We start from the raw sequence: 21514 nt of genomic DNA on the forward strand, positions 1-21514 counted from the left end.
CGGATCCGGCCATACCATGGGCACGGCCGCCCCGGCCGGAATGATGTCCACCTATGTCAAGGATCGGCTCGTGCCGCTCGTGACCTCGTACCATGCCCCGCGTTCCCGGATGCTGGCGCTCGCCGTGCTGGTGGCCGTACCCCTCGCCGGCTGCGGTGCCCCGCCCGAACTGGAGCAACGGTCAGGCGGCCCGGCCACCCCGACCGGCACCGGCGCACCCTCCGCCACCGCGTCCCCGACCCCCGTGCCGTCGGCGACCCCGCCGCTCCCACCGGTCGTGCCGCCGGTCACCCCGGACACCGGAACGGTCGCCGTGGCCTGCCGAGGCGGCCCGTCCAAGGACCGGATCATCCGACTGGTCCGGGGCGCGTCCGGGGTGCTGCCCAGCGGCAGCCGGGTCACCGTGCGGACCGGTCCGCTCTGCGCGGACGACTGGCAGTACACGGTGCTCGCGGTCTCCGGCTACGAGGACCTGACCGTGGTCAGCCGGGGCCGCCCGGAGTCGTTGAAGCTGGTCACCGCCGGCACGGACGTCTGCACGATCGAGGTACGCACCGGCGCGCCGACCGGAATCCGGACCCTGGCCTGCGAGGGCAGTGGGCTCGGGCCGGTTGCGTAGGCTGGTCGGTATGCCCGGAACGCCACCGACCCGCTTCGTCTACCTCGGCCCCGAGGGCACCTTCGCCGAGCAGGCGCTGCGTACCGTGCCGGCCGCCGAGCACGGCACCCGTACGCCGGCCCGCAGCGTCGGGGAGGCGCTGGACGGCGTACGGGCGGGTGACGCCGACGCGGCCCTGGTGCCGCTGGAGAACTCCATCGGTGGCGCGGTCGGGGTGACCCTCGACGAAATGGCCGAGGGCGAGCCGCTGGTGATCACCCGGGAGGTGGTGCTGCCGGTGGAGTTCGTCCTCGGTGCCCGGCCCGGCATCCGGCTCGACGCGGTCCGCATGGTGGCCGCCCACCCGCAGGCCTCCACCCAGTGCCGGAACTGGCTGCGTACCCACCTGCCGGACGCGATCGTGGTGGACGTGCTCTCCAACGGGGCCGCCGCCGGCGGGGCCGCCGCCGGCGAGTACGACGCGGCGATCTGCGCCCCGATCGGGGCCGCCCGGCACCGGCTGAACCTGCTCGCCGACAAGATCGCCGACCATCCGGACGCGGTGACCCGGTTCGCGCTGGTGTCCCGGCCCGGCCCGCCGCCCCCGCCGACCGGCGACGACCTCACCTCGCTGGCGGTGTACATCGCCCACGACCGGGTGGGCGCGCTGCTGTCGGTGCTGATGGAACTGGCGGTACGCGGGGTCAACCTGACCCGGATCGAGTCCCGGCCGACCGGCGAGGCTCTCGGACGGTACGTCTTCTTCCTGGACTGCACCGGGCACGTGGCGGACGTCCGGCTCGGTGAGGCGTTGCAGGGGCTGCGCCGGGTCTGCGCCGACGTCCGGTTCCTGGGTTCGTACCCCCGGCACCGCTGGAGCGGCACGGGCGGTGACCGGCCGGTGCCCGCCCCGGCGGGTCTCTCCGACGCCGACTACACCGACGCCGCCGCCTGGCTGGCCCGGCTCCGCGCCGGCGACCTGGCCTGAACCGACCGCGCCCACTGCGTCCGGCCGCGCCGTCTCCTACCGGCTGCCGGCCCGCCACTTCCGACCAGCGGGCGGACGCGGCCGGCGGCGGCCACCAACAGGAAGCGGTGGGGCGGCGAATCCGCCACCCCACCGCCGTCGACGCCGGTCGGTCAGCTCAGCAGGCCGCCGAGCAGGCCGCCCTGCTGCTGTTGCTGGGTGCCGCTGCCCTGGAGCGGAGGCTCCTCGGAGGGCTGGACCACCACGAAGCCCTGGCCGGCGAAGCTCATGGTGAACGCCTCGCCGGTGGACCGGCCCAGCAGGGTGCCCAGGCCGAGCTGCTCGGCCCGGTGGTAGCCGGTCTGGAGGTTGGCCGACCAGCAGACCGCGGCCTGCGGGTCCACGTACGTGGGCGCGTCGACGTTGAGCACCACCGGGGTGCCCTTGGTGGTGATGGCGATCCGGCCGTAACCGCTGAACACGCAGTTGAACAGGCCGGACGCGGCCATCCCGGTGCCGCCGACCATCTTGATGTCGTACTGGAGGGTGGAGTCGAAGGCGAGCACGCTGGAGCCGTTGATGGAGAGGGCGTCACCCGGCTCGAGGTCGATGATGTGCACGTCCTTGGCGAAGTCGGCGAGGAAGACGTCACCCCGGCCGGCGAGCTTCATCAGCGGGACGCCCTCACCGGTCAGCTTCTGCTTGAGGAACTTGCCGATGCCGCCGGAACCGAGGGCCTGGAACTGGACCTGCCCCTGGTAAGCGACCATCGAGCCGACCCGAGCCATCGCCTCGCCGTTCAGCTCGATCTTCAACATCTTGGAGTTCTGCAGCCGCATGCCGGGCTGAGCGGACTCCTTCTCCAGGTTCTCCGCGGAGAACAGCGCGCTGCGCATGGGTCTCTTCCTCCTGCTTTCGGGGTGTCTGCTCGGAGGGTAGGTGACCGCCGCAACCGGCGGCATCAGCCGGTCGGTGTGACCACGACGGCCCAACAGAACGCCCTGACCTGCGGTTTCATCCGGCACGGTCCGGGCTGGCCGACGGACCGGTCAGCCCCAACCCAGCTCGTGCAGCCGCTCGTCGTCGATGCCGAAGTGGTGGGCGATCTCGTGCACCACGGTCACCGCGACCTCCTCGACGACGTCCTCGTCGCTGTCGCAGATCCGCAGGATCGGTCGCCGGTAGATCAGGATGCGGTCCGGCAGTACGCCGGAGTAGTCCCAGCCGCGCTCGGTGAGCGCGTGCCCCTCGTAGAGGCCGAGCAGCTCGGGCTCCCCCGGTGGGGAGTCCTCCTCGACCAGGATCACCACGTTGCTCATCAGGGCGAGCAGTTCCTCGGGCACCTCGTCGAGGGCGTCGGCGACCAGCTCCTCGAAGTGTTCGCGGCTCATCTCGACCGGCACGTCACCCATTCTGCCCGATCGTCGGGCGTCCGGCCCGCCCACGACCGCCGGAGGACGACATCCCCGCCGCAGCGGTACCGGTCGGCGGCGGCAGACCGGTACCGCTTCCGGAGGTGGGTTCAGGAGGCGAGGCGGGCGGTGAGGCTGATCTCGGCGCCCGGGGAGAGCAGCCGTGAGATCGGGCAGTTCTGCTTGGCGGCCTCGGCCAGCTCGACGAACCGCGCCTCGTCGACCCCCGGCACCTGGCCGGTGGTGTCCAGGTCGATCCGGGTGACCGTCATGCCGGCGTCAGTCTTGTCCAGGTGCACCTTGGCGGTGGTCTCCACCGACGTGCCGGGGGTGCCGGCGTCGGCGAGCGCCTTGGAGAGGGCCATCGAGAAGCAGGCGGCGTGGGCCGCCCCGATCAGCTCCTCGGGGTTGGTGCCCGCCCCCTCCTCGAAGCGCGACTTGAAGGAGTAGTTCCCCTGGTACCCGCCCTGCCCGGTACGGAGGGTCCCGGAACCCTCGGTCAGATTGCCCTGCCAGCGTGCGGATGCGGTTCGAATCGGCATGGCCCGACGCTATCCGACCCGGCGTCGCGCGGCGACCGACCCGGTTCTCCCGCCGTGCGCTCGACGTCACCCACCGCGTTCGCGTTCCCGGTCGTCGCCGGCCGGTTGTGTCATGATGCGGCTCAGGCCCGCGAACGCGGAAGGGTGGCCGATGTCCCAGGATTCCCCCATTCCCCGACAGGACGACCGGTCCGACGGCGCGGCCGTCCTGGAATGGGGCACGACCGAACCGGCACCCCGACGGCTCGGCGGACAGCTGGGCGGGCTGGCCCGCGACCCCCGGCTCCCCCGGGTCCTGGCCGGGTTGGGAGCCGCCGCCGCGTTCGCCTCCCTGGTGGGTGAGTGGCTGGTCACCACGGTGCCGAACAGCGGACCGGAGGGGGACAGCATCCGGGTTCCGGCCGGGGTCGACGAGGTGGGCGGCTTCGGTATCGGGTACCTCGTCGCGCTGCTCGGACTGGCCGGGACGGTGGCCCTGGCGACCGGTGGCACCCGGGACGTCCGACGCAACGCCAGGGTGCTCGGCACCGCCCTCGCGGTCGCGCTGCTCGCGCTCCTCGCCGCCGCCACGCTCTCGCTCGACGACCCCACCCAGGCCGCGCTGTACTACCCCAACGACAGCGGATTCGAGGTCGAGTACGGCCGGGGCCTGGTGATGGCGTTCGTGGCCGTCGCGCTGCTCGGCGCGGCGCTGCGGTTGCCGGCGGCCGACCCGCGCCGGGCGGACGGGCAGCCGGACCGGCCAGCGGAACCGGCCGAGGGCGCAGAGGGGGCGGAGGGGGACGAACCGGCAGGGACCGGGCCGACCGGCCCGGAGAACCGGCGGTGGCGACCGCGGCGGCGCGGGAGCCGGGAGCCGGAGGACGTCCCGCCCGCACCCGAGGGGCTGACCGTGCAGCCGTCCGTCCCGTTCGCCCGCCCGGAGCCCCCGTCCGGACGTTCCTGACCCGCCGTCCCGGACCGGAACGTTCCGGAGGTGCCATCCTGCGTTGGCGCACCATTGGTCCGGAAGTCGTGGTTGCGGTGCTCCGGGCGCGGTACGGTTGCTGCCCGCCGTCACGCGCCGCGAGGCTCCGACAACCGGACCGACTGCCGCGACGGCGGGGCGAAGGAGGAGCGATGACCCGTCCGGGACTGCCCAAACTGATCGCCACCGACCTCGACGGCACCCTGGTCCGTAGCGACGAGACGGTCTCCGCGTACACCCACGGGGTGCTCGACCGGGTGCGGGCCGCCGGTATCCCGGTGGTCGCCGCGACCGGCCGGGGTCCCCGGCTCGCCGAGCTGACCCGCAACGACATCCGCGCCGCGGACTACCTGGTGATGGCCGGGGGTGGGCGGGTGGTGGACCAGAGCGACCCGGCCGGGCCGGTGGTGCTCCGGGACGTACGCCTCTCCGCGGCGGCCCTGACCGGTATCCTCGCCGACCTGGAGGCGGTGGTCGGCCCACTGACCGTGATGGTCGAGGCCCTGGACGACCCGGACGCACCGCTCTGGGGTGACTACCACCCGAGCTGGCCTTACCAGGACCTCTTCGAGGCCCGGCCCCGGCAGCACTGCCTGGCCCAGGACGTGATCAAGGCGTTCGCCCGGGCCCGGGACCACCACCACGTGGACGAGTTCCTGGAGGTCGCGCGGCAGGTGGTGCCGGCGGAGGTGGCGACGCTCACCCAGTCCGGGCTCGGCTTCATCGAGATCTGCCCGCCCGGGGTGGACAAGTCGACCGGGTTGAGCGTGGTCGTGGAAGCGCTCGGGGTGGACCCCGCCGACGTACTGGTCTTCGGGGACATGCCCAACGACCTGCCGATGTTCGAGTGGGCCGGCTGGTCGCGAGTGGCGGTCGCGAACGCCCACCCGGCGGTCCGGGCCGCCGCCGACGAGGTGACCCTGCGCAACGACGACGACGGCGTAGCCGTGTACCTGGACCGACTACTGTCCGGTTGATGGATCGCACCCCTGCCCCCGTCCGTCCGGTCCCCCGGCTCGTCGCCACCGACATCGACGGCACCCTGCTCGGCGCGGACCGGGCGATCAGCCCCTACACGGCCGACGTACTGGCCCGGCTCACCGCGCGGGGCGTTCCGGTGGTCCTGGTCACCGGACGCCCGGTCCGCTGGCTGAAGGTGGTGTACGAGCAGCTCTCCGCCCCGCTCCCGGCGATCTGCGCGAACGGGGCGGTGGTCTACGACCCCGTCAGCGACCAGGTGCTGCGCGCCGACCCGCTCGCTCCGGAGCTGCTCGCCGAGGTGGCCCGCCGGCTCCGGGCGGCGGTACCCACGGCCAGCTTCGCGGTGGAGATCGTGGACAGCCGCGAGATGCGGCACGAGGCGCACTTCCCGCTGCGCTGGGAGACCGACCCGACCCTGATCCGGGCGATCGTCGCACCGGAGGAACTGCATTCCGTACCGGCGGTGAAGCTGCTGGTCCGCGCCGGTGAGCAGGACCCGGACCTGTTCACGGCGGTGGTGGCCGAGGCCCTGGCGGGGCTGGCGGAGGCCACCCACTCGTCGGGCTCGGGGCTGGTGGAGGTGTCCGCCGCCGGGGTGACCAAGGCGGCCGGGCTGGCCTGGTACTGCACCCGGCTCGGCGTGACCGCCCCGGAGGTGCTGGCCTTCGGGGACATGCCGAACGACGTGCCGATGCTGACCTGGGCGGGGCAGGCGGTCGCCGTCGGCAACGCCCACCCCGCCGTCCGGGCGATCGCCGACGAGGTCACCTCGGCGAACACCGAGGACGGCGTGGCGGCGTACCTGGAGCAGGTCTTCGGGACGGACTGAGCCCGACTTCCGGGCCGGGCCGTCTCCGTCCCGGGGCCGGTCCGTTCCCGGGTTCGGGGTCGGCGGGGTCGTCCGTTCCCGTCGCCGGTTCGCGGTCGGGTCGGGTTCGGATTCGGTCAGAGGTACTGGCCGGTGCTGTGGCCCTCGCCGGACGGCGGCGACATGCCCGGCATCCCGGGGACGATCCCGCCGGGGCCGCTGGGCAGTGCCTGCCGGCCACCGGAGCGCATCTGCTCGAGCTGCACCCGGGCGGCCATCTGCTGGGCGACCAGCGCCGCCTGGATGCCGTGGAACAGCCCCTCCAGCCAGCCGACGAGTTGGGCGTGGGCGATCCGCAGCTCGCCCTCGCTGGGGGCCTTCTCCTCGGTGAACGGCAGCGAGATGCGTTCCAGCTCGTCACGGAGTTCGGGGGCGAGGCCCTCCTTCAGCTCGACGATCGACCGTTGGTGGATCTCGCGCATCCGGTGCCGGCTGGCGTCGTCCAGCGGGGCGGCCTTGACCTCCTCGAGAAGCTGCTTGATCATGCTGCCGATCCGCATCACCTTGGCCGGCTGCTCGACAAGACGGGTCGGGTCGTCCTGCTGCGCCTCGTCGGTCTGCACCGTGCCCACCGGCCGGCCGTCCGGGCCGACCACCACCACGGTGCCGGAGTGCCCGGTGCCGTCCCGGCCCGGCTCGTCGTTCTGTGCAGCAGAGCGTGCTTCGGTCATGCCCCATCTTTACCCAGTCGCGGAGCCGACCGCTCGCCGGGACCGGCACCGGCGCACGATCGAACCGTCGGCCGGACCGCGATCGGCCCGCCAGCGGACTGCCGGTCCGGCGGAGGCGCGCTAGCGTCGCGGGCATGTCCCTCGACCCGCGCGCCGTGCTGACCCGTCCGGCACCCCCGCCGGACGCCACGGTCGCCTACGGCGACCACCCGGACCAGGTCGCCGACCTGCGTCGTCCGATCGGAGCCGGGCCGGCCGCGCCGCTGGTCGTGGTGGTACACGGCGGGTTCTGGCGGGCCGAGTACGACCGGACGCACACCGGGCCCCTGGCGGCCGGGCTGGCCGGGCTCGGCTACCCGGTGGCCCAGGTGGAGTACCGGCGCACCGGACAGCCGGGCGGCGGCTGGCCGGGGACGCTGACCGACGTACGGGACGCGGTGGCCGCCCTGCCCACGCTGGTGGCGCGGGAGCTGCCCGGTGTGCTGGCGGCCGGACCGCCGCTGCTGGTCGGGCACTCCGCCGGTGGTCAGCTCGCGTTGCACGTGGCCGCCACCGCGCCGGCGACGGTCGCCGGCGTGTTGGCGTTGGCCCCGGTCGCGGACCTCGTCGAGGCGTACCGGCGGGACCTGGACGGTGGGGCGGTGGCCGCGCTGCTCGGCGGCGGCCCCGAGGAGGTGCCCGAGCGGTACGCGACCGCCGACCCGTCGCTGTCGGTGCCCCGGCAGACCCGGACGGTGATCGTGCACGGACTCCGGGACCGGCAGGTGCCGGTCGAGTTGAGCCGGACGTTCGTCGACCGGGCAACGGCGGCCGGAGCAGCGACAACGCTCGTCGAGCTGCCGGAGTGCGAGCATTTCGGGCTTATCGATCCGCTGTCGCCGGCCTGGCCGCACGTGGCCCGTGCGCTGGGATCATTACGACAAGGTCAATGACCATTGACGCAGCGTCGGGTAGGGGGTAGAACGCCGAAGGGACTGCGATCGACCAGGCAACATCTCCTGGAAAGAAGTCGGGGTAACGGATGAACCGCAGGCGGGCGCTCCAACTGTTGGCCGCAGCAGTCGGAACGACGGGGTTGAGCGCCGCGTGCGGCACCGACACCGGTGACAGCACGACGGAGCAGGGCAGCCCGATCAAAATCGGTCTGGTGGCCCCCCGGGCCGGTGGCTACAAGCCGATCGGCGACGAGATCCTCAACGGCTTCCAACTCTTCCTCGACCTCAACGACCAGCGGCTCGGCAACCGGCCGGTGACCCTGCTCACCGCCGACGAGGGCGAGAACGCGACCACCGGCAAGGCCGCCGTGGACGGCCTGCTCCAGCAGGGCGTGACCGCGCTGACCGGGGTGGTCAACTCCTCGGTCATGGTCGGCATCCGGGACACCGTCGAGCAGGCCCGGGTGCCGCTGGTCGGCTCGGACGCCTCACCCGCCACCCTGCAGAGCGTCGTCTACATCTGGCGTACCTCGTACGTGCTGGACGAGCCGGGGCGGGCGCTGGGCCGCTACCTCAGGCAGCGGCTCCCCCAGGGCGACCAGATCGTGATCATCGCGCCGGAGAACGTGGGCAGCCTCGACGTGGTGAAGGGGTTCACCCAGGAGTTCGGGGAATCCGACCCGCGCCTGGCCGGCGAGCCGATCTGGACCAGGTTCGCCACCGACCCGGGCAGCGGCTTCTTCGCCGCCGACATCCAGCGGGCGCTGGCCCGGAACCCGAACGCCGTGTTCTGCTTCTACGCCGGTCCGGCCGCCGTGCAGTTCATCAAGCAGCTGCGAGGCACCGGCTACCGTGGCCCGATCTACGCTCCCGGCTTCCTCACCGAGGGGTCGGTGCTCACCGAGATCAAGCCGGCCGAGGCAACCAACATCCTGACCTCGCTGAACTACTCCGCCGACCTGAACAACGCCGCGAACCGGCGGTTCGCCGCCGCGTACCGCAAGACCCACAACGCCTCACCCACCACGTACGCGATGGCGTCGTACGACGCGGCGCAGGTGCTGGACAAGGCGATCCGCCTGGCCGGGCCGGACGCAAACGCGCAGCAGGTCAACCTGGCCCTGGGCAAGGTCGGTCAGATCGACAGCCCGCGTGGGCCGTGGCAGTTCAACCAGCCGCGTACCCCGCAGCAGAAGTGGTATCTCCGCCGGGTCCAGCTCGACGGCCAGGTGCTCGCCAACACGCTGGTCAGCGAGCTGGCCACGCTGGGCTGAGCGCGGTGCGGCCCGGCCGGCGGGTGCGGGGGCGTGCGGCCGGCCGGTGGGTGAGGGCGGTGCGGCCGGCCGGTGGGTGAGGGCGGTGCGGCCGGCCGGTGGGTGAGGGCGGTGCGGCCAGCTGGTGAGGGCGGTGCGGCCAGCGGGTGAGGGCGTGCGGCCAGAACGGCAGGTGGGGGCGTGCGGTCGGCATCGGCCCGGGGTGCGGCCGGGGCCGGCCGGGGTCAGGGCCGTAGCTCGGCGACGCAGCACTTGACGCTGCCGCCGCCCTTCTTCAGCTCGGCCAGCTCGACCGGGACCGGGGTGTAGCCGGCGGCCTTCAGCTTCGCGGCCAACCGGGTGGCCTCGTTGTTGAGCACCACGTTCGCGCCGTCGCTGACCAGGTTCAGCCCGAAGGCGAGCGCGTCGGCGTCGTCGGCGATCACCGCGTCCGGGAACAACTGGGCGAGCACCTGCTGGCTGGCGTGGGAGAACGCGCCCGGGAAGTAGACGACGTTGCCGTCGTCGATCGCGGCCAGGGCGACGTCCAGGTGGTAGAAGCGTGGGTCGACCAGGTGCAGCGACACCACCGGACGACCGAGCGCCTCCTGCGCCTCGGCGTGGGCGGCCGGGTCGGTACGGAAGCCGTACCCGGCGAGCACCAGCCCACCGTGCGCCTCCGGCACGTACGCGAAGTCGCCCTCGCCCTCGTTTGTCTCGTTCGGGGCGATGAACCGCCAGCCCTGCTCCTCGTAGAAGGCGCGGTGGGCGGCGGCCTCGGCGGCCCGCTGTTCGTGCTTGAAGCGCGCCCCGTAGGCGATGCCGTCGACCACGAAGGCACCGTTGGCCGCGTAGACCATGTCCGGCAGGCCGGCCTGCGGCGTCAGCAGGTGGACGGTGTGGCCGAGGCCCACCAGGGTCTCCCGCAGCCGGTCCCACTGCTTGACCGCGAGGGCCGCGTCCACCGGCGTGGTGACGTCCATCCACGGGTTGATCGCGTACTCGACCGCGAAGTGCTCGGGCGAGCACATGAGATATGTCCGCTTTCGTGGGACTCGCTGCTGGTTCACGATGACCAAGGTTAGGTACGGTTGACCCCCGGTAACAGCCACAAGCATTGCTTCCGAGGGGCTGAACGTTGCAGATAGATGCCGTTGACCAGCGAATCATTGCGTTGCTCGTCGCCGACGCCCGCGCCTCGTACGCGGAGATCGGAAACCGGGTCTCGCTCTCCGCCCCGGCCGTGAAGCGCCGGGTCGACCGGCTCCGCTCCGCCGGGGTCATCAAGGGATTCACCGCCGTCGTCGACCCGGCGGCCGTCGGCTGGACCACCGAGGCGTTCGTCGAGCTGTTCTGCGCCGGCCGGACCACCCCGGCCCAGATCGGTGTGGTCGCCCGCCGGCACCCCGAGGTGGTGGGCGCGTACACGATCTCCGGCGAGGCGGACGCCCTGGTGCACCTGCGCGCCGCCGACATGGGCCACCTCGAACAGGCGCTGGAACGGCTGCGCGCCGAGCCGTTCGTCACCTCCACCCGCAGCGCCATCGTGCTGTCCCGGCTGGTCGAGTCGCCCGGGGTGGGCCCCTCCACCCGCTGACCCGACGGTTGGTCACGTCAACCGACGGCGGTCGGGTCGCCCGATGGTCCCGGGGTGGGAAAGAGCGGCGGGAACCGGTCCGGCACCCGCTGCGTCGGATCGGCCATGAAGCGGGGAATCGTCGCCCTCACCACCCTCACCCTGGTGGCCGGTTGCACCGCCGGCCCGTCCGAGCGGGACCGCGACCGCGACCGGCCCGCCGCCGTACCCATGCGGCTGGTGGCCTTCGACTCCTGCGCGGAAGCCCTCACCGATCTGCGGACCGCCCTGAAGGACTCGATCGGCCCCTGGGGCCTGGGCGGCGCGGTGCTGGCCCGGGACACCCGGGGAGGTGGCGCACGGACCGCCACCAGCCAGGCCGCCGGGCCCGAGGAACACTCCACCACCAACAACCACGAGTCCGACGCCGACGAACCCGACCTGGTGAAGACCGACGGGGGACGCATCGTCACCCTCACCGGCGGCGTGCTGCGCGTCGTCGACACCGCCCGACGTACCACCATCGGCCGGCTCGAACTCGGCCGGGCCGGCACCGACGACGACTGGACGTCCGGGAAGCTGCTGCTGCGCGGTGACCGGGTCCTGGTCCTGACGAACGTGTTCGGCAACCGCACCCTCCCGGCACCGGGCGTCACCCGACCGGCCATCGGGCCGGTAGCGGTCGGGAGGACCAACATCGCCCTGGTCGAACTGACCGGCACGCCCCGCCTGGTCAGCCGCTACCAGATCGACGGTGAGCTGGTCGACGCGCGCAAGGTGGGCGGCACCGCCCGGGTGGTGGTCCGCTCCCAGCCCCGCATCGACTTCCCCCGACCCGGCACCGACGCCAGCGACGAGGAACGGATCGCGGCGAACCGGGCAGCCATCGACCGGGCCCCGGTGGAGGACTGGCTGCCCCGCTACGAGTGGACCGACGGCGGCGTGCGCCGCACCGGTCAGCTCCCCTGCGACCGGCTCTCCCGCCCCGCCGGACACACCGGCGATTCGCTGCTCAACCTGCTCAGCTTCGACCTCGGCACGGGGGCGCTGGGCGACGGCGACCCGGTCGGCGTGGTGGCCGCCGGCCAGACCGTCTACGGCACCGCCCGCAGCCTGTACCTCGCCGACCAGTCCGGTGGGCGGGCGGCTCTCCTGCGTCGGGAGACCACCGCCACCAGGGCGGAGACCGAGATCCACCGGTTCGACCTGACCGCGCCCGGACGGCCCCGGTACGTCGGTTCCGGCACCGTGCCCGGCCGGCTGCTCAACCAGTACGCGCTCTCCGAGTGGCAGGAGCACCTGCGGGCCGCCACCACCACGGACGGGCCGGGGGCGGGTCGGGAACGCCAGACCGACAGCAGTTCGGCGGTGTACGTGCTGCGCACCGACGGGCCGGAACTACGCCGGGTCGGTGCGGTCACCGGCCTGGGCCGGGGCGAGCAGATCTACGCGGTGCGCTTCCTCGGCGGTACCGGGCACGTGGTCACCTTCCGGCAGACCGATCCGCTCTACACCCTCGACCTGCGCGAACCCGCCCAGCCGAAGGTGACCGGGGAACTGAAGATCACCGGCTACTCCGGGCACCTGCAACCGGTGGGGGAGAAACGGCTGCTCGGCGTCGGCCAGGAGGCCGACCAGGAGGGCCGGCGGCAGGGCCTGCTGGTCTCGCTGTTCGACGTGGGCGACCCGACGAAGCCGACCCGGCTGGACCGGTACCACCGGCCCGGGTCCTACTCGCCGGCCGAGCACGAGCCGCACGCGCTGCTGTTCTGGCCGGCGAGCGGACTGGTGGTCCTGCCGGTGTCCGGCCCGAAGGAGAGAAGCCAGGAGGCGCTGGTGCTGCGTACCGACGGGTCGACGCTCAGCGAGGTCGGCCGGATCCGCCACCCCGGGGACCACCGGGGCGCGATCGTCCGCTCGCTGATCGTCGGCGACACCCTCTGGACCCTCTCCGAGGCCGGCCTCCAGGCCAGCGACCCGACCACCGTCCGCACCCGGACCTGGCTCGCGGCGATCTGACTTCCCTCCCCTCGGCGGGTGGGGCCCGGTTTCATCGGGGTTGCCGGGCCCCACCCGCCCTTGACCTCGATCCCGGTTGAGGTTGTTGGCTTGTCCCCGACAGAGAGGGGGAGCCATGCGGGTGGTGTGGTTGACGGAGTTCGGCGGTCCGGAGGTGCTGGTACCGGGAACCGCGCCCGAGCCGGCCCCAGGCCCCGGGCAGGTCGTGGTCGAGGTCGCCCACGCCAACCTCACCTTCGTGGAGACCCAGTTCCGGGCGGGTCGTGCACCCTGGCCGTTCACCGGTTCGCTGCCGCTGGTCCCCGGCAACGGCGTCGGCGGGACCATCGTCACCGCCGGCCCGGGGGTGGATCCGGCCATCGTCGGCCGGCGGGTGGTCAGCACCACCGGCGGCACCGGCGGGTACGCCGAACTGGTCGCGGTGGACGCGAACCTGCCGGTCGACGTGCCGGCCGGGCTGGCCCTGGACGATGCCGTCGCGCTACTCGCCGACGGGCGTACCGCGTTGATGCTGGTCGCCGCGGCCGGGTTGCGCGTCGGGGAGCGGGTGCTGGTCGAGGCGGCGGCCGGCGGGGTGGGGACGCTGCTGGTCCAGCTCGCCCGCGCGGCGGGCTGCCGGGTGGTGGCGCTGGCCGGGGGCGACCGGAAGGTCCGGCTGGCCCGCACGCTGGGCGCGGAGTTCGCGCTGGACTACCGCGTACCGGGCTGGGCCGACCAGGTCCGGGCCGCCACGGGCGGGGTGGACGTGGTCTTCGACGGGGTGGGCGGACGGCTCGCCCGTACCGCGTTCGACCTGCTCAACCCGGGTGGCCGGCTCGTCAGTTTCGGCCTGGCCGGTGGCACCTGGGCGGACGTGTCGGAGGCCGAGGCCGCCGCCCGGCAGGTGACCCTGCTGCGGCCGTCCGCCCCGCCCGAGCGGCTGCGCGACTGGACCGGGCAGGCCCTGGCGCTGGGCGCGGCAGGCCGGCTGCGCCCGGTGATCGGGCAACGTTTCCCGCTGGCGGAGGCCGCCGACGCGCACGCCGCGATGCAGTCGCGCGCCACCGTCGGCAAGACCCTGCTCGACGTACGCTGACCGACCCGCTCCGCTGCCACCGGCCCGGTTCCGCACACGGGCCGGGGTCCCGCGCGGGGCCACCGGCCCGGTCCTGCACGTGCCGTCGGCCCGGTCCCGCATGGGCCGGGTTCCGCACGGTGCCGCCGGGCCGGGCTCCGCGCGGTGGCGTCGGGCCGGTCAGTCCGTCCGGGGTTGGTGCCGTGCCGGGGGTCCGCCCGGGGTTGGTGCGGTCGGCGTCAGAGGTACATGCCGGTCCGGTGTTCGCCCGTCCCGCCCTGCTGGTGACGGCTCGGCTTGTCCCCCTCGCCGAAGAAGCGCTTGCCGCCGAACTCGCCGTGCAGCCGGTCGTCCAGTTCGTCGGCCAGGCCGGTCATCACCTGCACCGCCAGCATCAGATGGGTGGCCTGGAAGTTCCGGCCGAAGACCGGGATGGACGCCCAGACCGTGTCGTCGGCACAGTAGAGCCGCCCGATCGGCATCCGGTTGGTCAGTTCGGAAAGCTTCACGTAGAGCTGCTCGGTCGGCTCGACCTCGGTGAGTACCGGGGAGAAGACGTCGACCAGGGGCGGATTGTCACGGACCCGCACGAAGACCATGGCCGAGCCGGCCCGGATGTTGATGTCCCCGTCCGAGTCGACCTGGAGCCGGTCGGAGTCCGACTTGAGCATGGTGGAGACGACGGTACGGACCTGCTCCGCCAACGCCGCCACGTCGTTGGCCTCGGCCTGGGCGGTGGCCGCCGCGGCCAGCGCCTCGTCGAGGTCGGCCTCCACGTCGCGGTCCGGGCCGAACTCGCTGCGCGCGGTGCCCAGCGGCCCGACCGGCAGCGGCTCGCCGTCGGCGTCGTGCACCAGGTACACCAGGAACGCCGGGTGCGGAGCGCCGTAGACGTCGCGGAGCGTACGGGACAGGACCGCCGCGAGGCGGGACGTCTCGCCCTCCGCGCCGAGCAGGCCGAACTGCTCGCCGGACCCCTCCACCACCCCCGGCGGTGACCAGCCGAGCGCGATCATGTCGGCGACCGCGGCCCGGTCCAGCCGGTAGCCCTCGGGCAGGGTGGCGTTGCCGACCGCGCGGGCGGAGAGCGACCCCTCGTCGTCCACGTCCACACTGATCGAGTAGACGGCGTCACCGGTACCCGACGCGGTGGGGTCGAGAGTCAGCTCGACATGCGCGCCGCTGGGCAGACCGCGAAGCTGGTCGGCGAGCGCCCGGGCGAACTCCCGCCAGGCCTCGGTGACCTTGGCGCGCAGGTCGGCCGTGCTCGGCTCGTCGAGCAGGATCGATTCGTGGTGGTCCGGCAGGGTGCCGGTCGCGTCATCGGCCGGCGCCGGGGGGTGGTCTGCCGTCATGATCGCCTCCGTCCGTCAGGGCCACCCTACCCACGGCACCGGTGGTTCGAATCGCCCAGCCGTGCTCAGGCCCGAAGCCGACGGCACGGCCGGCGGGAGGGTGTCGGCCACCGGACACGACTCGTCCCTGACGGCGGTGCCGAAGGCCGGGGCCACCCGGCGCAGGGTCGGTGCCGAAGGCCGGGGTCGCTCGGCGCAGGGCCGGTGCCGACGGACCCGAGTCACCCGGCGCAGGGTCAGTGCCGAAGGCCGGGATCACCCGGCGCAGGGTCGGCACCGGCGGGCCCTGCGGTCAGCCGGGCGCTTCGTCGCCGAGCTCCACCGGCCAGTTCTTCGCCAGCTCACCGAGACGGGCGGCGGTCGCCGCAGGGTCCGCGCCCCGGGCCGCCGCCAGCCCCAGCAGGTACGCGGTGACCGGCGCTCCCGGGCGCAGCACGTGATGGGCGACGTCCCGGGCCAGGTCGAGCACCACCGGCACCGGCACCTGGGTCGGGTCCAGGTCCAGGTCGGCGCAGGCCGCCGCGACCCACTCGTCCATCCGGTTCATCGCATCCACTCCTCCGCCCGGCGTACGTCGTCGTCAGTGTCACAGTCGAACCACGGCGGCGCACCCGTACCGGACCACCACAACTCGCTCACCATCAGGCCGGCCAGTAGGGCGCGGATCGACGCCCCGGCCAACGATCCGCCCCGCTCGTCGGCGAGCCGGTCGACGGCCGCCCGCAACGAGGGCACCCGCCACACCCCGCAGAGCTGCTGCCGCCGGCCGTCGGTGTCGACGTAGCAGACCCCGTCGGCGGTGGCGTCGGCGGCGAGCGCCCGGCGCAGCTCACCGACCGCCGTCGAGGTGAGTAACGGCAGGTCGCCGGCGAGCAGCGCGACCGTCGTCGACTCCGGCGGAAGCAGGGTCAACCCGGCGGCGGTGGCCGCGACCGGGCCACCACCGGCCGGTTCCTCCCGGACCACCAGGGCACCGGCGGGGACCGGGGTGGTGTCCGGGCCGACCACGATCCGGGGGGCCGCGTCGGCCACCGCCGCCAGCACCCGATCCCGCATCGGGCGGCCCCCGACGGCCACGCCGGGCTTGTCGACCCCGCCGAGCCGGCGCGCCGCGCCACCGGTCAACACCACCGCCGCAAAGCCGGTCACCCGGTCACGGTAGCCCTGCGGAGATCGACGGCCAAGCGGTCGGGAACACGGACGAGCCGAGCGCAGTTGGCGAACGACCGGTCGGAACGGACCTCAACGGAGTTGGCGGCCAGGCGGTCGGGACGAGCCCGGCACAGTTGGCGGCCAAGTGGTCGGGGCGGGACGAGCCCTGCCGGGAGGGGCGGTCACCCGGTCGGGGCAGGATGGGCGGTATGGGACGGGCGACTGACCGACGCAGCGTGCTCCGCATCGACCTGAGCGCCGAGCGGCGGGTGGTCCGCCGGCCGGACAGCCTGTCCGTGGAGGAGCCGCTGGAGATCCGGGTGGGCCCGGCCGGTCCGGGCCGGCGACGGCCGCTGGCGGTGACCATGCGGACCCCCGGCGACGACCTGGATCTGGCGATCGGCTTCCTGCTGACCGAGGGGCTGATCCGGTCGGCCGACGACGTGCACACCGCCCAGCTCTGCGCCGGGACGGAGACCCCGAACACGTACAACGTGGTTGACGTGGTGCTGGCCCCCGGGGTGCCGGAGCCGACCACCGACCCGGCCCGCAACTTCTACACCACCAGTTCGTGCGGGGTGTGCGGCAAGGCGAGCATCGACTCGGTGCGTACCCGGTCGGCGTACCGGGTCGTCGACGACCCGATGGTGGTACCGGCCGACCTGCTGGCGGCCCTGCCGGAAACCCTGCGTTCCGCCCAGCGGGGCTTCGACCGCACCGGCGGGCTGCACGCCGCCGGTCTGTTCACCGGCAGCGGGGAACTGGTGGTGCTGCGGGAGGACGTGGGCCGGCACAACGCCGTGGACAAGGTGGTCGGCTGGGCCGTCCGGGAGAACCGCCTGCCACTGGCCGGGCACCTGCTGCTGGTGTCCGGGCGGGCCAGTTTCGAGCTGACCCAGAAGGCGTGGATGGCGGGGATTCCGCTGTTGGCGGCGGTGTCCGCGCCGAGCAGTCTCGCCGTCGACCTGGCCGCCGAGGCGGGAATGACCCTGGTCGGTTTCCTGCGCGGCGACACGATGAACGTCTACACCGGCGACCACCGGGTCACCTGCGGGCCCAGCTCAGGAAGCGTTCGACCACGTTGACGGTGGTGGGTAGTTCGGTGGCGGCGTCGATCATTCTGGTGGCGAGGTAGAGCAGCAGGCCGAGGCGGTCGGTGCCGTACTCGGTGAGCAGGGCGAGTTTCGCGGGTTGGCACGGCCAGGGGGCACCGCAGCGCGAGCACCGCCAGGACGGGCGGGCCGCCGCGTGATCCCATGGCGAAGCTCGGCGCTCCGTCGTGGTTTCTGCCCTGGCTGGACGCCGAACGCGACGCGACCCAGCTCCGCTACTTCGAACCCAACCTCATCCCCGGCATCCTCGCTGGGGACACACCATCCCAGTTGGTGGCCGTACTCGCCGAGTCGGCGCTGACCTGCGCCGGTGACGATTTCGCCGGCATCCTGGCCGGACAGATCGCCCATCTGATCACCCTGGCTGAGCATCCGAACGTCCATGTGAATGTGGTCCCGGCGAGCGTCGGCCTGCACATCGGGCTATCCGGCCCGTTCGCGCTGGCCCGATCCAGCGAAGGCCGCTGGATCGGCCATCTCGAAAACCAGTTGGGCGGAATCGTCGTGGACAACGACGAGGAGGTGGCTACCCTTCAGGCCCGGTGGGAGAACGTCCGGAACGAGGCGCTACCGCGCCGACAGTCGATCGAACTGATGAAGGAAGTGATCAACCATCATGGACCTCAGTAACGCCATCTGGCGCAAGAGCACCCGCAGCGGTTCGAGCGGCGGCAACTGCGTCGAGGTGGCCGACAATCTTCCCGGCATCGTCGGCGTACGGGACTCGAAGGACCCGGCCGGGCCGACGCTGGCCTTCTCCCCGACCGCCTGGCGGTCGTTCGTCGCTGAAGTCCCCAGCCGCACCTGACCCGCACCTCGTCGACCCCAGGCGAATTGCCATTGTCTGATGTCCATGGGCGGCGATTTCTCTCGATCCGACGGAGTAGCGGCGGGCGCGGGGAGCGCAGGACGTCAGCGGCGACGGCGGCGGGAAGTGCGCTTGTCATTGAGGGCCGGCCAGTCGGTCAGCCGGGACGGGGGCACCGCCTGGCGGAGCAGGTCGTCGAGGAGCAGGGCCATCGGGTAGTCGGGCTGCTGGTCGAGTACGCGTTCCAGGGCCACCGCCGCCAGCGCCCCGTGCCCGGACCGGAAGGCGGCGAAGGCGAGCAGACAGCCGGGCGCGGCGACGAGTTCCGGTTCGCTGCGGCGGAACACGTCCGTCCAGAGGTCGATGTGCTCGTCGCTGCCCTCGGTGCGTTCCCACACGTCGTCCCGGGCGGGCACGAACGTCAGCAGCACACCGAGCCAGGCCGCGTCGTCGTCGGTCAGCCGCTCGCCGCGCCGGCTCAGCTCCAGCGCCGCCCGGTGCGCCGTACCGGCCGGACCGGTGACGGCCCGTGCCGAGGGCAGTTCCTCGGCCGGGACCGGCCGTAGCAGGTCGCCGAGGCGGGACCGGGCCCGGGCGGTGGCTGCCCGCATCGCCTCCCGGGTCGGGCCGGTGACCGGGGCCACCTGGGCGGTCAGTGCCGCGCGGTCGGGCAGGGCGACCTGACCGGCGAAGACGGCCGCTGCGGTGACCTGGCTGGCCGTCGGGTCGTACGGGGTGCCCTCGGGCGGGCAGCATCCGGGGTCGGTGCAGAGGTACGACCAGTAGCGGCCGTCGCCGACCCGCAGCGCGTCCAGCACCGTGATGTCGGCCCCGCCCAGCTCGTGCCGGACGGCGTCCACCGCTGCGGTCACCCGGGCCGCCGGGCCGTACCCGATGATGGTGGCCGCCTCGGCACGCTGCCGGCGCAGCACGGCGGCGAGGTAGCGGGCGGCGGGCGCGGCGGCGGTGCCCGGCGGCGGCAGGTCGGCGCGGGCGGCGAAGACGATCTGCCGGCCCCGCAGGGCCACCAGCACCACGCTCTCGGCGGGGTGGAACCCGAGCAGGTACGGGACGGCGGCGATGAGGTCGGCGGGCGAGCGGACGGCCAACCGGGGGCGCTCGGTCGAGTTCATGCCGGCAGCGTGCGGGGCGGCCGGGGCCGAGCGCCGCCCCCGGCCGCCCCCTGTGGACGACACCCGCCCTGTCCACAGGCTTGCCGGGCCCGGCCGCAGGTCAGCGCGAACCTGCACACACTGCAAATACGGTGTGGCGGGCGGCCACCCCCTTTCGTCCGCCGGACCGGCTAGGTTTCGCTCATGGACCTGGCCTACCTGCGGGCGCATCCGGCGCACCTGCCGACCTTCCTGACCCACCAGCGGATCCGGGAGACACCGGTGGCCGGGGGCAGCATCTGCGCCGCTACCCGGCTCACCCTGGACGACGGCCATTCGATCTTCGCGAAGAGCTGGCCGGAGGGGTCGGGCCGACCGGTCCCGGAGGGCTTCTTCGCCAGCGAGGCGGCCGGTCTGCGGTGGCTGCGGGCGGCGGACGCGGTGGGCGTACCGGAGGTGCTGGTGGCGCTGCCGGAGCTGCTGGCGCTCGACTGGATCGAGCCCGGCGAGCCGACGCCGGCCGCCGCCGAACGCCTCGGCCGAGAGCTGGCCGCCCTGCACCGGGCCGGCGCGCCGGCCTTCGGGGCCGACTGGGCGGGGTTCATCGGGGCGTTGCCGCAGGACAACGCGCTGGACCCGGGGCCCTGGTCGACCTGGTTCGCGCGGTGCCGCCTGCTGCCGTACCTGCGTCGTTCGGTCGACGGCGGCGCGCTCGGCCCGGCGGAGACCACGCTGGTCGAGCAGGTGGTCGAGCGGATCGGGGAGTACGGCGGGGACGAGCCGCCCGCCCGGATCCACGGTGACCTCTGGCCGGGGAACGTGTTGTGGGGTCTCGACGACCGGGCCTGGCTGGTGGACCCGGCCGCGCACGGCGGCCACCGGGAGACCGACCTGGCCCAGTTGGCGCTGTTCGGCGGCGCTCCGCACCTGGACCGGATCCTGGCCGCCTACCGGGAGGTGTGGCCGCTGGCCGACGGGTGGGCGGAGCGGGTGCCGCTGCACCAGCTCCACCTGATGCTGGTGCACACCGCCCTGTTCGGCGCGGCCTGGCGGGAGGCGGTCGGCAAGACCGCACGACAGGCACTGGACGGTGCGTCCGGACGCGCTAACGTCAAGCGATGAGCGTAGATCCATCGGGCGGTGACGGCCTGGTCGACCGGTACGGCCGGGTAGCTCGAGACCTGCGGGTCTCGCTGACCGACAAGTGCAATCTGCGCTGTACGTACTGCATGCCGGCGGAGGGGCTGCCCTGGCTGGCCGGTCCGGACCTGCTCACCGACGCCGAGGTCGTCCGGCTGGTGGACGTGGCGGTACGGCACCTGGGGGTGACCGAGGTGCGGTTCACCGGCGGTGAGCCGCTGATCCGGCCCGGCCTGGCCGGCATCGTGGCCGCCGTGGCGGCGCTGACACCCCGGCCCCGGATCTCGTTGACCACCAACGGCATCGGGCTGGACCGGGTCGCGCCCGCGCTGGCCGCCGCCGGGCTGGACCGGGTGAACGTGTCCCTGGACACCCTGGACGCGGACCGCTTCGCCCGGTTGACCCGCCGGCCGCGCCTGCCCGACGTGCTGGCCGGGCTGGCCGGTGCCCGGGCGGCGGGGCTCATCCCGGTCAAGGTCAACGCGGTGCTGATGCGCGGGGTCAACGACGACGAGGCCCCCGCCCTGCTGCGCTTCGCCCTGGCCGAAGGCTACGAACTCAGGTTCATCGAGCAGATGCCGCTGGACGCCCAGCACGGCTGGGACCGGTCGGCCATGGTGACCGCCGACGAGATCCTCAGCACGCTGGGCGGAGAGTTCGATCTCACCCCCGACCCCGCCGGACGGGGGACGGCACCGGCCGAGACCTGGCTGGTCGACGGGGGCCCGGCCCGGGTCGGCGTGATCGCCAGCGTCACCCGGCCGTTCTGCGGCGACTGCGACCGGACCAGGCTCACCGCCGACGGGCAGGTCCGGGCCTGCCTCTTCGCCACCGAGGAGTCCGACCTGCGCGGGGCGTTGCGCGCCGGGGCGGACGACACCGAGCTGGCCCGGCGCTGGCAGCGGGCGATGTGGGGCAAACGGGCCGGGCACGGCATCGACGATCCGACCTTCCTGCAACCGGTACGGCCGATGTCGGCGATCGGAGGCTGA

At 73.4% G+C, this 21514-nt stretch carries 23 protein-coding genes and 1 pseudogene; 15 read left to right on the plus strand and 9 right to left on the minus strand.

Translation table 11 applies throughout. The annotated features are described in order from the left end of the window. Positions 1-109 precede the first annotated feature (109 nt). Entirely contained in the window at positions 110-619 is a 510-nt protein-coding gene (locus tag PVK37_RS05805) for a hypothetical protein (protein ID WP_275034977.1), read from the plus strand. A gap of 10 nt (positions 620-629) precedes the next feature. Beyond that, positions 630-1586, plus strand: a complete 957-nt coding sequence (gene pheA, locus PVK37_RS05810) for a prephenate dehydratase (RefSeq protein ID WP_275032706.1) — start codon at positions 630-632, stop codon at positions 1584-1586. A 152-nt stretch (positions 1587-1738) separates the two neighbouring features. Here the strand turns inward: pheA and PVK37_RS05815 are convergent, their stop codons facing one another. From PVK37_RS05815 to PVK37_RS05825, 3 genes are all read right to left on the minus strand, one after another. Next, complete coding sequence (locus tag PVK37_RS05815) at positions 1739-2461, minus strand: AIM24 family protein (RefSeq protein WP_275032707.1); 723 nt, start codon at positions 2459-2461, stop codon at positions 1739-1741. 153 nt (positions 2462-2614) lie between these two features. Beyond that, positions 2615-2977 (minus strand): metallopeptidase family protein, encoded by a 363-nt coding sequence (locus PVK37_RS05820; RefSeq protein WP_275032708.1) that lies wholly within the window; start codon positions 2975-2977, stop codon positions 2615-2617. A gap of 110 nt (positions 2978-3087) precedes the next feature. Continuing rightward, the gene (locus PVK37_RS05825; RefSeq protein WP_275032709.1) at positions 3088-3519 is read right to left on the minus strand and encodes an OsmC family protein; all 432 of its coding nucleotides are present in this window, start codon (positions 3517-3519) and stop codon (positions 3088-3090) included. Positions 3520-3670: 151 nt separating this feature from the next. On the opposite strand from PVK37_RS05825, the gene PVK37_RS05830 reads away from it, so the two are divergent. From PVK37_RS05830 to PVK37_RS05840, 3 genes are all read left to right on the plus strand, one after another. Continuing rightward, positions 3671-4465 (plus strand): hypothetical protein, encoded by a 795-nt coding sequence (locus PVK37_RS05830; RefSeq protein ID WP_275032710.1) that lies wholly within the window; start codon positions 3671-3673, stop codon positions 4463-4465. Positions 4466-4638: 173 nt separating this feature from the next. Continuing rightward, on the plus strand, positions 4639-5463 hold the full coding sequence (locus PVK37_RS05835) for an HAD family hydrolase (RefSeq protein ID WP_275032711.1): 825 nt from the start codon (positions 4639-4641) through the stop codon (positions 5461-5463). Continuing rightward, the gene (locus tag PVK37_RS05840; protein WP_275032712.1) at positions 5463-6296 is read left to right on the plus strand and encodes an HAD family hydrolase; all 834 of its coding nucleotides are present in this window, start codon (positions 5463-5465) and stop codon (positions 6294-6296) included. The genes PVK37_RS05835 and PVK37_RS05840 overlap by 1 nt, the downstream gene beginning before the upstream one ends. Before the next feature lie 116 nt (positions 6297-6412). Here PVK37_RS05840 and PVK37_RS05845 read toward each other — a convergent pair whose 3' ends face one another. Then, positions 6413-7006: a bacterial proteasome activator family protein gene (locus PVK37_RS05845; RefSeq protein WP_275032713.1), complete on the minus strand. Its 594-nt coding sequence runs from the start codon at positions 7004-7006 to the stop codon at positions 6413-6415. A 134-nt stretch (positions 7007-7140) separates the two neighbouring features. Between PVK37_RS05845 and PVK37_RS05850 the strand changes: the two genes are divergently transcribed. Both PVK37_RS05850 and PVK37_RS05855 read left to right on the plus strand, forming a co-directional pair. Continuing rightward, positions 7141-7938, plus strand: a complete 798-nt coding sequence (locus tag PVK37_RS05850; RefSeq protein WP_275032714.1) for an alpha/beta hydrolase family protein — start codon at positions 7141-7143, stop codon at positions 7936-7938. A gap of 89 nt (positions 7939-8027) precedes the next feature. After that, complete coding sequence (locus tag PVK37_RS05855; RefSeq protein WP_275032715.1) at positions 8028-9215, plus strand: ABC transporter substrate-binding protein; 1188 nt, start codon at positions 8028-8030, stop codon at positions 9213-9215. 224 nt (positions 9216-9439) lie between these two features. Here PVK37_RS05855 and ddaH read toward each other — a convergent pair whose 3' ends face one another. Next, a complete protein-coding gene (ddaH, locus tag PVK37_RS05860; RefSeq protein ID WP_341483419.1) occupies positions 9440-10273 on the minus strand; it encodes a dimethylargininase in 834 nt (277 codons plus the stop codon). A gap of 59 nt (positions 10274-10332) precedes the next feature. On the opposite strand from ddaH, the gene PVK37_RS05865 reads away from it, so the two are divergent. From PVK37_RS05865 to PVK37_RS05875, 3 genes are all read left to right on the plus strand, one after another. Beyond that, on the plus strand, positions 10333-10791 hold the full coding sequence (locus tag PVK37_RS05865; protein ID WP_275032717.1) for an Lrp/AsnC family transcriptional regulator: 459 nt from the start codon (positions 10333-10335) through the stop codon (positions 10789-10791). Positions 10792-10896: 105 nt separating this feature from the next. Then, complete coding sequence (locus PVK37_RS05870) at positions 10897-12789, plus strand: beta-propeller domain-containing protein (RefSeq protein WP_275032718.1); 1893 nt, start codon at positions 10897-10899, stop codon at positions 12787-12789. A 115-nt stretch (positions 12790-12904) separates the two neighbouring features. After that, positions 12905-13864, plus strand: a complete 960-nt coding sequence (locus tag PVK37_RS05875; protein WP_275032719.1) for a zinc-binding dehydrogenase — start codon at positions 12905-12907, stop codon at positions 13862-13864. A gap of 218 nt (positions 13865-14082) precedes the next feature. On the opposite strand, the gene PVK37_RS05880 is transcribed toward PVK37_RS05875, so the two are convergent. From PVK37_RS05880 to mobA, 3 genes are all read right to left on the minus strand, one after another. Then, entirely contained in the window at positions 14083-15198 is a 1116-nt protein-coding gene (locus PVK37_RS05880; RefSeq protein ID WP_275032720.1) for a T3SS (YopN, CesT) and YbjN peptide-binding chaperone 1, read from the minus strand. Between the two features lie 292 nt (positions 15199-15490). After that, the gene (locus PVK37_RS05885; RefSeq protein WP_275032721.1) at positions 15491-15745 is read right to left on the minus strand and encodes a DUF6457 domain-containing protein; all 255 of its coding nucleotides are present in this window, start codon (positions 15743-15745) and stop codon (positions 15491-15493) included. Next, complete coding sequence (mobA, locus tag PVK37_RS05890) at positions 15742-16347, minus strand: molybdenum cofactor guanylyltransferase (protein WP_275032722.1); 606 nt, start codon at positions 16345-16347, stop codon at positions 15742-15744. Before mobA ends, PVK37_RS05885 begins: the two co-directional genes overlap by 4 nt. 212 nt (positions 16348-16559) lie before the next feature. On the opposite strand from mobA, the gene fdhD reads away from it, so the two are divergent. The 3 genes and pseudogenes from fdhD to PVK37_RS05905 all read left to right on the plus strand — a co-directional run bounded on the left by fdhD (position 16560) and on the right by PVK37_RS05905 (position 18270). Next, on the plus strand, positions 16560-17435 hold the full coding sequence (fdhD, locus tag PVK37_RS05895) for a formate dehydrogenase accessory sulfurtransferase FdhD (protein ID WP_275032723.1): 876 nt from the start codon (positions 16560-16562) through the stop codon (positions 17433-17435). Positions 17436-17612: 177 nt separating this feature from the next. Next, positions 17613-18092 (plus strand): annotated as a pseudogene (locus tag PVK37_RS05900) (DUF5753 domain-containing protein); the annotation flags it as partial. Continuing rightward, positions 18079-18270, plus strand: coding sequence for a DUF397 domain-containing protein (locus PVK37_RS05905; protein WP_275032724.1), 192 nt, complete (start codon positions 18079-18081; stop codon positions 18268-18270). The pseudogene PVK37_RS05900 and the gene PVK37_RS05905, both read left to right, overlap by 14 nt. 104 nt (positions 18271-18374) lie before the next feature. Here PVK37_RS05905 and PVK37_RS05910 read toward each other — a convergent pair whose 3' ends face one another. Further along, positions 18375-19403 (minus strand): DUF4192 domain-containing protein, encoded by a 1029-nt coding sequence (locus tag PVK37_RS05910; protein WP_275032725.1) that lies wholly within the window; start codon positions 19401-19403, stop codon positions 18375-18377. A gap of 183 nt (positions 19404-19586) precedes the next feature. Here PVK37_RS05910 and PVK37_RS05915 point away from each other — a divergent pair, with 183 nt between their 5' ends. Both PVK37_RS05915 and moaA read left to right on the plus strand, forming a co-directional pair. Further along, positions 19587-20504, plus strand: coding sequence for a fructosamine kinase family protein (locus PVK37_RS05915; protein WP_275032726.1), 918 nt, complete (start codon positions 19587-19589; stop codon positions 20502-20504). Next, complete coding sequence (gene moaA, locus PVK37_RS05920) at positions 20501-21514, plus strand: GTP 3',8-cyclase MoaA (protein WP_275032727.1); 1014 nt, start codon at positions 20501-20503, stop codon at positions 21512-21514. Before PVK37_RS05915 ends, moaA begins: the two co-directional genes overlap by 4 nt.

It is taken from the genome of Micromonospora cathayae (assembly GCF_028993575.1).
Taxonomy (GTDB): Bacteria; Actinomycetota; Actinomycetes; order Mycobacteriales; family Micromonosporaceae; genus Micromonospora; species Micromonospora cathayae.

Bases quoted from the DNA above. Each gene is read 5' to 3' on its own strand.
- PVK37_RS05805 (WP_275034977.1), top strand. From the start codon at position 110: ATGCTGGCGCTCGCCGTGCTGGTGGCCGTACCCCTCGCCGGCTGCGGT.
- pheA (WP_275032706.1), top strand. From the start codon at position 630: ATGCCCGGAACGCCACCGACCCGCTTCGTCTACCTCGGCCCCGAGGGC.
- PVK37_RS05815 (WP_275032707.1), bottom strand. From the start codon at position 2,461: ATGCGCAGCGCGCTGTTCTCCGCGGAGAACCTGGAGAAGGAGTCCGCT.
- PVK37_RS05820 (WP_275032708.1), bottom strand. From the start codon at position 2,977: ATGGGTGACGTGCCGGTCGAGATGAGCCGCGAACACTTCGAGGAGCTG.
- PVK37_RS05825 (WP_275032709.1), bottom strand. From the start codon at position 3,519: ATGCCGATTCGAACCGCATCCGCACGCTGGCAGGGCAATCTGACCGAG.
- PVK37_RS05830 (WP_275032710.1), top strand. From the start codon at position 3,671: ATGTCCCAGGATTCCCCCATTCCCCGACAGGACGACCGGTCCGACGGC.
- PVK37_RS05835 (WP_275032711.1), top strand. From the start codon at position 4,639: ATGACCCGTCCGGGACTGCCCAAACTGATCGCCACCGACCTCGACGGC.
- PVK37_RS05840 (WP_275032712.1), top strand. From the start codon at position 5,463: ATGGATCGCACCCCTGCCCCCGTCCGTCCGGTCCCCCGGCTCGTCGCC.
- PVK37_RS05845 (WP_275032713.1), bottom strand. From the start codon at position 7,006: ATGACCGAAGCACGCTCTGCTGCACAGAACGACGAGCCGGGCCGGGAC.
- PVK37_RS05850 (WP_275032714.1), top strand. From the start codon at position 7,141: ATGTCCCTCGACCCGCGCGCCGTGCTGACCCGTCCGGCACCCCCGCCG.
- PVK37_RS05855 (WP_275032715.1), top strand. From the start codon at position 8,028: ATGAACCGCAGGCGGGCGCTCCAACTGTTGGCCGCAGCAGTCGGAACG.
- PVK37_RS05870 (WP_275032718.1), top strand. From the start codon at position 10,897: ATGAAGCGGGGAATCGTCGCCCTCACCACCCTCACCCTGGTGGCCGGT.
- PVK37_RS05875 (WP_275032719.1), top strand. From the start codon at position 12,905: ATGCGGGTGGTGTGGTTGACGGAGTTCGGCGGTCCGGAGGTGCTGGTA.
- PVK37_RS05880 (WP_275032720.1), bottom strand. From the start codon at position 15,198: ATGACGGCAGACCACCCCCCGGCGCCGGCCGATGACGCGACCGGCACC.
- PVK37_RS05885 (WP_275032721.1), bottom strand. From the start codon at position 15,745: ATGAACCGGATGGACGAGTGGGTCGCGGCGGCCTGCGCCGACCTGGAC.
- fdhD (WP_275032723.1), top strand. From the start codon at position 16,560: ATGGGACGGGCGACTGACCGACGCAGCGTGCTCCGCATCGACCTGAGC.
- PVK37_RS05905 (WP_275032724.1), top strand. From the start codon at position 18,079: ATGGACCTCAGTAACGCCATCTGGCGCAAGAGCACCCGCAGCGGTTCG.
- PVK37_RS05910 (WP_275032725.1), bottom strand. From the start codon at position 19,403: ATGAACTCGACCGAGCGCCCCCGGTTGGCCGTCCGCTCGCCCGCCGAC.
- PVK37_RS05915 (WP_275032726.1), top strand. From the start codon at position 19,587: ATGGACCTGGCCTACCTGCGGGCGCATCCGGCGCACCTGCCGACCTTC.
- moaA (WP_275032727.1), top strand. From the start codon at position 20,501: ATGAGCGTAGATCCATCGGGCGGTGACGGCCTGGTCGACCGGTACGGC.